This is a genomic window from Nonomuraea glycinis, from assembly GCF_014646515.1.
Classification (GTDB): domain Bacteria; phylum Actinomycetota; class Actinomycetes; order Streptosporangiales; family Streptosporangiaceae; genus Nonomuraea; species Nonomuraea glycinis.
This window is the reverse complement of record NZ_BMNK01000002.1, coordinates 199,989-207,963: the sequence shown is the minus strand read 5'-3', so window position 1 is coordinate 207,963 and position 7,975 is coordinate 199,989. Positions and strand designations below refer to the sequence as shown.

Below are 7,975 nucleotides of genomic sequence, written 5' to 3'. Positions count from 1 at the left end.
GCCCCCCTCGCTGTGTCATTCCCACCTGAAGAGCTTGACGGCCAGCGCGCTGAACAGCGCCAGCCCGACCACGATCACGGCCAGGTGCGGAAGTTGGGGCAGCTCGCCCGCCCAGGTGTCGCGCATGGCGTTGACGAACGGCCCGACCACTGAGTAGTCGCTGACCGTGCGCAGCGTCTCCGGCATGATCTCGCGCGGGATCCACATGCCCGCCACGAACATCAGCGGGAACATCACGACCGACCCGATGCCGGGCGCGGACTTGCTGTTGGGCGCGACCGAGGCGATCACCAGCCCGATGGCGAGCATCGCGGCGGTGCCGAGCAGGAACACCAGCAGGAACGCGACGAGATTCGCGGGGATCTGCGACCCCAGCACCAGCCACCCGGACCCGATCACCAGCACCGCGGCGGCGAGGGCCACCATCAAGTTGATCAGAAGTTGCGCGCCGAGCAGCCGTGCCGGGGGCACCGGCGTCGTCGACATCCTGCGCAGCACGCCCCGCTCCCGGTAGGTGGTCAGCACACTGGGCAGCACGGTGAAGGAGATCGTCAGCAGCGCCAGCAGGATCATCTGCGCGGGCAGCTGGGCGTCGACGAACCGCTGCCCGCCGAACGCGGGGTCAGGCTTCGACAGGTCCGGGATCTGCCCCAGGATCAGCAGCAACCCGACGGGCAACCCGATGCTGAAGGCCACGCCGGGCCAGTCACGCAGCAGCAGCTTAGCCTCGACGGCGAGGATCTTCTTCATGCCAGTTTCCTTCCGGTGAGCGCGAGGAACGCGTCGTCCAGCGAGGCCTGCTCGATGCGCAGGTCGTTGGGGACGATCTGCTTCTGGGCCAGGGCGAGGGTGACCACGTGCGCCAGGTTCCCGGTGCCGGTCACCGTCACCTGGGCGCCGCTGTGGCTGACGTCCGTCACACCGGGCAGTTCTGTCAGTACGGAGTCCGCCACGGGAGCCGACGGCCGGAACCGCACCCGCTGCTCGGCGCCCACCCGCGCGATCAGCCCGGCGGGTGAGTCAGTGGCGACGACCCGGCCGGCGTCGATGAGCGCGATCCGGTCGCAGAGCCGCTCGGCCTCCTCCATGAAGTGGGTGACGAGCACGATCGTCACGCCGGAGTCGCGGATGTTCTCGACCAGCTCCCAGGTGTCGCGCCTGGCCTGCGGGTCGAGCCCGGTGGTGAGCTCGTCGAGCACCGCGATGCGCGGCTTGCCGACCAGCGCGAGCGCGACGGACAGGCGCTGCCGCTGGCCGCCGGAGAGCTTGGCGAAGGCGGTGTCCCGCTTGCCGGACAGCCCGACCTGCTCCAGCAGCGCCCGCCAGTCGGCCGGTTCCGCGTAGAAGGAGGCGTACAGGTCCATCGCCTCCCAGACCTTGATCTTCTCCGGCAGCGCCGCGCTCTGCAGCTGGGCGCCCAGGACGCGGCGCAGCGCGTCGCGGTCCTTGGCCGGGTCGATGCCGGTGACCCGCACCGTGCCGCCGTCGGGCCGGCGCAGGCCGGACACGCATTCCACGGTGGTGGTCTTGCCCGCGCCGTTCGGCCCGAGGATGCCGAAGATCTCTCCGGCCCGCACCTCGAACGACACATCGTCCACCGCCACATGGTTGGGGTAGCGCTTGTGGAGGTTCTCGACCTCGATGACGTTCATGGCTTCGAGCCTAGGAACGGACCTTACGCGGGAGAATCGTGCTGGTTGCCGGGCCAGGGTGTATCTAGGTGCAGTGTGCGCATCGCCCCGCGTAAAGCACACTAAGGGGCATGCTGCGGAAGTTCGGTCATGTCCTGGCGCTGCTCGCGCTGCTCGTCGTCGAGCTCATCGCGCTCGCCTCGTCGGTGCTCACGCTGCTGGCGACCTTCGGCCTGGGCATGGTCTTCCTCTTCCCGCCGCAGGTCCGGATGATCCGGTGGGTGACGAGGGCGACCAGGCACGTGGTGCACGCCTCCGCCGGGGTCACGATCGAGCCGCCGTACCTGCCCCAGCCGCCGCCTCCGCAGCCGCAGTCCGACGGCATGTACCGGTCGAACCGCACCCTGTACAAGACGCCGCGGATGCCGGCCTGGAACGACCGCTGGAAGTGGCTGCTCACCGACCCGGCGACCTGGCGTGACGGCCTCTGGCTGCTGCTGGACCCGCTGGTCAAGGTGCTGCTCGTGCCGCTGTTCATCCTGCTGCCCGGCCGCGGCCTGCGGGTGTACGCGATGTGGTGCGAGATGCTGCTCGCCGCGACCGTGGCCAGCCGCCTGGCCGGCCAGGTCAACCACCTCAGCAAGGTACGCAACCTCGCCGTGGACACGCAGGCGGCCGAGATGCGCAGGATCGAGCGTGACCTGCATGACGGCACACAGGCCAGGCTGGTGGCGATCGGCATGACGATCGGCGCCGCCGAGGAGCTCATGACCACCGACGCCGCCGCGGCCAAGGCGCTGATGGCCAAGGCCAGGGAGGCGTCCGCGGAGACGCTGACGGAGCTGCGCCGCATCGTCCGCGGCATCCACCCGCCGGTGCTGGCCGAGCGCGGGCTCGCGGACGCGGTGCGGGCGCTGGCGATGGACAGCGCGCTGCGGGTGACGGTGGACGCGGACCTGCCGCACCGGCCGGAGGCCCCGGTGGAGGCGGCCGCCTACTTCGCGGTCAGCGAACTGCTGGCCAACAGCGCCCGGCACGGCGGGGCCAAGTCGGTGGTGATCGACCTCAGCTGCAACGGCCCCAACCTGCGGATCACGGTGGCCGACGACGGCTGGGGAGGCGCCGACCCGGCCAAGGGAAGCGGTCTGGCCGGCATCGAGCGCAGGCTGGCGGCCTTCGACGGGGTGATGGCGATCAACAGCCCGCCCGGCGGCCCCACCACGGTCACCATGGAGCTGCCCCGGGTGCTGCCCGAGTACTGGGCCGGCGAGCTGCCCAAGCTGCCGCGCTGGAAGCTCGTCACGGTGCTGGCCCTGCACCTGACGGCCTGGTGCCCGCTGTTCCCCCAGGGAGTCGTGGCCGCCATCTTCAAGATCTTCGGCGTCGACGAGGAGACCTGGTTCCTCGCCCTGCACCTGCCGGAGCCCTGGCAGTGGCCGGTCATCGCCTTCATGATCACGCTCGGCCTCATCATGTACGTGACGGCCGTGGCGTTGCCCGCGCTGCACGAGAAGAAGGGGGGAGCCGCGAGGTGCTAGGCGACCCCGAGCCGCCTATGGTGCCAAGCGTGCCCCTACGCGTACTCATCGCCGAAGACCTCTACCTGCTCAGAGAAGGGCTGGTCCACCTGCTGCAAGCACACGGCTTCCAGGTGGTCGCGGCCGTGGAGAGCGGCCCCGAGCTCCTCAAGGGCCTGCTGGAGCTGCGCCCGGACGTCTCCATCGTGGATGTACGGCTGCCGCCCACCTTGACCGACGAAGGGCTGCAGGCCGCGCTGGCCGCGCGCAAGCAGGTGCCCGGCCTGCCGATCCTGGTGCTCTCCCAGCACGTCCAGCAGCTCTACGCCCGCGAGCTGCTGGCCGACGGCTCCGGGGCGATCGGCTACCTGCTCAAGGACCGGGTGTTCAACGCCGAGCAGTTCGTCGACGCGGTCCGGCGGGTCGCCGCGGGCGGCACCGCGATGGACCCGGAGGTGATCGCCAAGCTGCTGGCCAGCAACGCCGCGCACGAGCCGCTGGCCGCGCTCACCCCGCGCGAGCGGGAGGTGCTCGAAGCGATGGCGGAGGGGCGCTCCAACGCCGCCATCTCCCAGCGTCTCTACCTCAGCGAGAGCGCCGTGGCCAAGCACACGGCCAGCATCTTCGGCAAGCTCGGCCTGGCCCCCTCCGACGACGACAACCGCCGGGTCCTGGCCGTTCTCGCCTACCTCAACAGCCGCTAGGGAGCTCTTTGTCGGTGGGCTCGGCTATTTTCTGTAGGGCACGCCGAGAGAAAGGGTGGATCAGGTGAAGATCCGGGTTAACCGCGATGTCCTGGCCGAGGCGGTCGCGTGGGCTGCCAGGGTCCTGCCCAGTCGCCCGGTGGCGCCGGTGCTGTCCGGGTTGCTGCTGGAGGCGGGCGAGGAGCTGAGCCTGTCCGCGTTCGACTACGACGTGTCCGCCCGCGCCACGATCGACGCCGACGTGGCCGAGACGGGCAGCGTGCTGATTCCCGGCCGGCTGCTCGCGGAGATCAGCCGGAGTCTGCCGGCCGATGACGTCGAGATCGTCACCGAGGGCTCCGAGGCGGTGCTCACCTGCGGCACCGCCGAGTTCGGCCTGATCACCATGCCGGTCGAGGACTTCCCGACCATGCCCACGATGCCGCCGAGCATCGGCGCGATCGGCGGTGGCATCTTCGCGCTGGCCGTCGGACAGGTCGCCCCGGCGTCCAGTCGCGACGACACCCTCCCTATGCTCACCGGCATCAGGGTGGACATCGACGGCGCTGCGATCACGATGGCCGCGACCGACCGCTACCGCATCGCCGCCCGCGAGTTCGCCTGGCGCCCGGTCGCCCCCGACACTTCGATCTCCGCCATGGTCCCCGCCCGGGTGCTGGTGGAGGTGGCCAAGTCGCTGCGCGGCGGCGAGGTGTCCGTGGCGCTCGGCGACGGCGTGGCCGGGTTCGAGAGCGCCGGCCGCAGCACCACCGTCCGGCTGCTCGACGAGCAGTTCATCGACTACCGCACCCGGCTGACCGCCGACTGGTCGATCAGGGCCGACGTGCGGGTGGCGCCGTTCGTCGCCGCCATCAAGCGGGTGGCGCTGGTGGCCGAGCGCAACACCGCCGTCCGGCTGTCGTTCACCCAGGGGCAGGTGCTGATCCAGGCGGGCGGCGGTGACATCGGCCGGGGCACCGAAGTGGTCGAGTGCGAGCTGCGCGGCGACGACATCCAGATCGCCTTCCAGTCGCAGTTCCTCCTTGACGGCCTGACCGGCATCGACAGCGAGCTGGCCCGCCTCAACATGGAGTCGCCGACCAGGCCCGCCCTGATCCAGGACGTTCCCGGCGACGCCGAGCCGGCCTTCCGCTACCTGGTGATGTCCCTGCGGCTGAGCTGACCGCCCGGCCCCACGGCGCGGTCTCGGCTCGGGATGCCGCTCAGGACGCGACGAGCAGGGTCTGCGGGGCGGCGGCTTTCATGCGGCCGCGTAGCCAGGCCAGCCGTGCGGTGATATCAGGGCCGCAGGTGGCGACGCAGGTGGCGACGACGTTCAGCAGGGCGCGGTCGCGTGCGCCGGCGGCAGCCTGTCCGACCAGCACCCAGGTGATATCGACCAGGTGGGCAAGCTGGTAGAGGTCCTGTAGATCGCGTAGCAGCCCGATGGGTCCGGCGCGGGCCACGGAGATCGCCGGCGGGCTCAGCCGGTCGGATTCGGCCTGCCGCCGATCCTGATATCGCCGCAGGATCGGCGTGAGCGTCCCGGCGTGCTGGGTGCAGCGGTGGTCGAAGTGGACGCAGGAGCAGCGTACCCCGGTCAGCATCAGGTACAGGATCACGCCGATCCCCCAGAAGCCCACGGCCAGGTGGTGGTCGAGGGCCAGCCGGATCCCCAGCACGTTGGGCGCCGCCACCAACGAGAAATAGCCGAAGGCCCGGCCAGGACCCCGGGCGTCGGCCAGGGCGCGTCGCGGGTAGGCGACCAGCCGCCAGACGTAGGCCGCCAGCAGAACGGCGAACGTTCGAGAACTTCGACGCCGACCATGCAAGACGCCGACCACGCCGGACCCTGACCACGTCGGACCCTGACCACGCCGGACCCTGACCACGCCGAACTCTGACGACGCCGAACTCTGGCGACGCGGAACGCCGACGACGCCGAATGCCGCGCGGGCCGGGTGGCCGCCGCTGTGGTTAAGCGTCGGTCAGGGCGATGAGGATGTGCTCCATGCACGCGTGGCCGGCCCGCTCGGCGGCGGTGGCGTCGCCGGCGGTGATGGCGCGGGCTATCGCGTCGTGCGGGATGTAGCTCTTGTTGAGCGAGGTGCCCGCCGCGGTGATGCTGGCCCGCAGCGCGGCGGAGAAGTCCTCGTACAGGTCGATGAGCACGAAGTTGTGGGTGGCGTGCGCGACGGCCATGTGGAAGGCCAGGTCGGCCTCGACGAAGAGGTCGGGGTCGTCGGCCTCCCAGGCCTTGTCCCGCTCGGCGAGCGCGGCCTCGATGAGGACGATGTCCTCGTCGGTGCGCCGGGTGGCGGCCAGGCGGGCGGCCTCGATCTCCAGAGCCCGCCGCACCTCCAGGATCTCCAGCTGCTCGGCCTGCCGCAGCCGCCTGAGCATGGCCCCCGAGAGCTCGCTGGTGGCGCGGACGTAGGTGCCGTCACCCTGCCGGCACTCCAGGAGCCCGGCATGAGTGAGCGCGCGCACGGCCTCACGAACGGTGTTGCGTCCAACCCCGAGTTGCTCCGCGAGCACGGTCTCGGTCGGAATCTTGCCGTTCATCGGCCACGACGCTGAGGTGATCTGCTCCTTGAGCTGGTCGATCACTTGATCAACCAGCGAAGCCCGCTGCGCTGTACGCAGACTCACAGTCGCGCCTCCTCCGGGGGAAACCAATCATCCTATGAGTCAATGACTGGAGAACCCTAGTCTACTCCAGGCCGGAAGAAGCCGACCTGGAGCCCCCCGGAGGTCAGTGGGAAAGGGTGGCGTCGACCGTGAGCCCGGCCATCATGGAGCGGACTCCGGCGGATTCGAGGGCCTTGCGGTAGGCGGCCGTCTGCTGCGCACGGTCCCCCACCTGGCCGTACAGGTCGCCGAGCTCGCGCCAGCAGCGGGCGGCCGGCCGGTCGGAGCCGAACACCTGCCGGTCACGGTCGGCCAGCAGCGCGCGAGCCCTACCGAGATGCGTGGCCGGGTCGCCGTGCAGGCTGAGCGCGGCCGTGGCGAGCACCAGGTTGGCCTCGGCCGCGGCCGTGCCGGGAGCGTCAGGCAGCAGGTCGAGGGCCTCGCCCGCGAGCTTGCCCGCGAGCGCGATATCGCCTGCGCGCACCTTGACTCTGGCGCGCACGATGAGACTCTCACCGTGCTCGCGCTCCCTGCCCGTGGCCGAGGCGAACGTGTGCGCCGCGGCCGCCGACAACCGCTCCGCCTCGCTCAGGGGGGCGCTCTCCAGCCGGGCCCAGTGCATGGCGGTCCTGGCCAGCTGCAGCGCGAGCCGCTCCTGACGGCCGGCGTTGACGGCGTCGTCGGCGAGGCGTACGGCCAGCGCGGAGTCGTCGCCCGCGGCCGCCGCGCTGCTCGCCTGCCAGAGCGCGTGGATCTCTCCGGAACGGTCCACAATTTCAGGAACGCCGGCTACGTCCAGCACCTTCTTGACGAAAGCGAGCTCGGCGGACTGCCCCTCGCGGTCGCCGCGCGCCACGACGAGCGCGGCGGCCAGGTCGATGGCGATCTCACCCTGGGTGATGGACATCTGCTCGGCCTGCTCCAGCGCCTTGCAGGCGAGGTCGCGGGCGCGCAGCCGGTCGCCGGCCCGCTGGTAGCAGCGGCTCAGCGCGACGGTGAGCGGCAGGTCCGCCAGTCGCTCAGGGTGCGCGGCGGCCTCCTTGCGCAGGCGTTCGAAGGCCTCGACCGCCTGGCCGAGCCGTCCCTGCGCCTCCAGAGCCCGCGCTCTGCCCAGCCGCGCGTGCGCGGTGAGCATGGCGTTGTCCTCGTCGGCGGCCTTCACGATCTCCGTGAAACGTTCCGCGGCGACGGCGGGATCGCCGTGCTGCAGCTCCAACTCGGCATGACGCAGGCCGAGCTCGGTGTCGATGCGCTGCCGAGGCTCGATCCCATGCAGGAGGAACTCGGTGGTGCACCCCAGCCGTTCGGCCAGCAGGCGTGCGACGACAGGAGTCGGTGTGCGCTTACCCGACTCTATGAGCGAGACATAACTGTCCGACAGGTCGGGTCCGGCCAACTGGGCCTGCGACATGCGCCTGTTCAGCCGCAATCCTCGGACGCGGTCACCGATGGTTCCCTGACTCGGCATCTCATCTCTCAAGGCGGGGAAGGGTCAACAACACGCAATGATTGC

General features: G+C 70.6%; 8 protein-coding genes. 3 read left to right on the top strand and 5 right to left on the bottom strand.

Going from position 1 to position 7,975, the window contains the following annotated elements:
* Positions 1-15: 15 nt before the first annotated feature.
* Both IEY87_RS06180 and IEY87_RS06175 read right to left on the bottom strand, forming a co-directional pair.
* Complete coding sequence (locus IEY87_RS06180) at positions 16-750, bottom strand: ABC transporter permease (protein ID WP_189137517.1); 735 nt, start codon at positions 748-750, stop codon at positions 16-18.
* Positions 747-1,652, bottom strand: a complete 906-nt coding sequence (locus IEY87_RS06175; RefSeq protein ID WP_189137516.1) for an ABC transporter ATP-binding protein — start codon at positions 1,650-1,652, stop codon at positions 747-749. The genes IEY87_RS06180 and IEY87_RS06175 overlap by 4 nt, the downstream gene beginning before the upstream one ends.
* A gap of 110 nt (positions 1,653-1,762) precedes the next feature.
* On the opposite strand from IEY87_RS06175, the gene IEY87_RS06170 reads away from it, so the two are divergent.
* The 3 genes from IEY87_RS06170 to dnaN all read left to right on the top strand — a co-directional run bounded on the left by IEY87_RS06170 (position 1,763) and on the right by dnaN (position 5,014).
* Positions 1,763-3,169 carry a sensor histidine kinase gene (locus IEY87_RS06170; RefSeq protein WP_189137515.1) on the top strand — a complete coding sequence of 469 codons (1,407 nt, stop codon included), beginning with the start codon at positions 1,763-1,765 and terminating at the stop codon, positions 3,167-3,169.
* A 29-nt stretch (positions 3,170-3,198) separates the two neighbouring features.
* On the top strand, positions 3,199-3,852 hold the full coding sequence (locus IEY87_RS06165; protein WP_225277149.1) for a response regulator: 654 nt from the start codon (positions 3,199-3,201) through the stop codon (positions 3,850-3,852).
* Between the two features lie 64 nt (positions 3,853-3,916).
* Entirely contained in the window at positions 3,917-5,014 is a 1,098-nt protein-coding gene (gene dnaN, locus IEY87_RS06160; protein WP_189137514.1) for a DNA polymerase III subunit beta, read from the top strand.
* Positions 5,015-5,054: 40 nt separating this feature from the next.
* On the opposite strand, the gene IEY87_RS06155 is transcribed toward dnaN, so the two are convergent.
* From IEY87_RS06155 to IEY87_RS06145, 3 genes are all read right to left on the bottom strand, one after another.
* Entirely contained in the window at positions 5,055-5,675 is a 621-nt protein-coding gene (locus tag IEY87_RS06155; protein ID WP_189137513.1) for a TDT family transporter, read from the bottom strand.
* 133 nt (positions 5,676-5,808) lie between these two features.
* Positions 5,809-6,483: a FadR/GntR family transcriptional regulator gene (locus IEY87_RS06150; RefSeq protein WP_189137512.1), complete on the bottom strand. Its 675-nt coding sequence runs from the start codon at positions 6,481-6,483 to the stop codon at positions 5,809-5,811.
* Positions 6,484-6,586: 103 nt separating this feature from the next.
* A complete protein-coding gene (locus tag IEY87_RS06145; RefSeq protein ID WP_189137511.1) occupies positions 6,587-7,930 on the bottom strand; it encodes a helix-turn-helix domain-containing protein in 1,344 nt (447 codons plus the stop codon).
* Between the last annotated feature and the right edge of the window lie 45 nt (positions 7,931-7,975).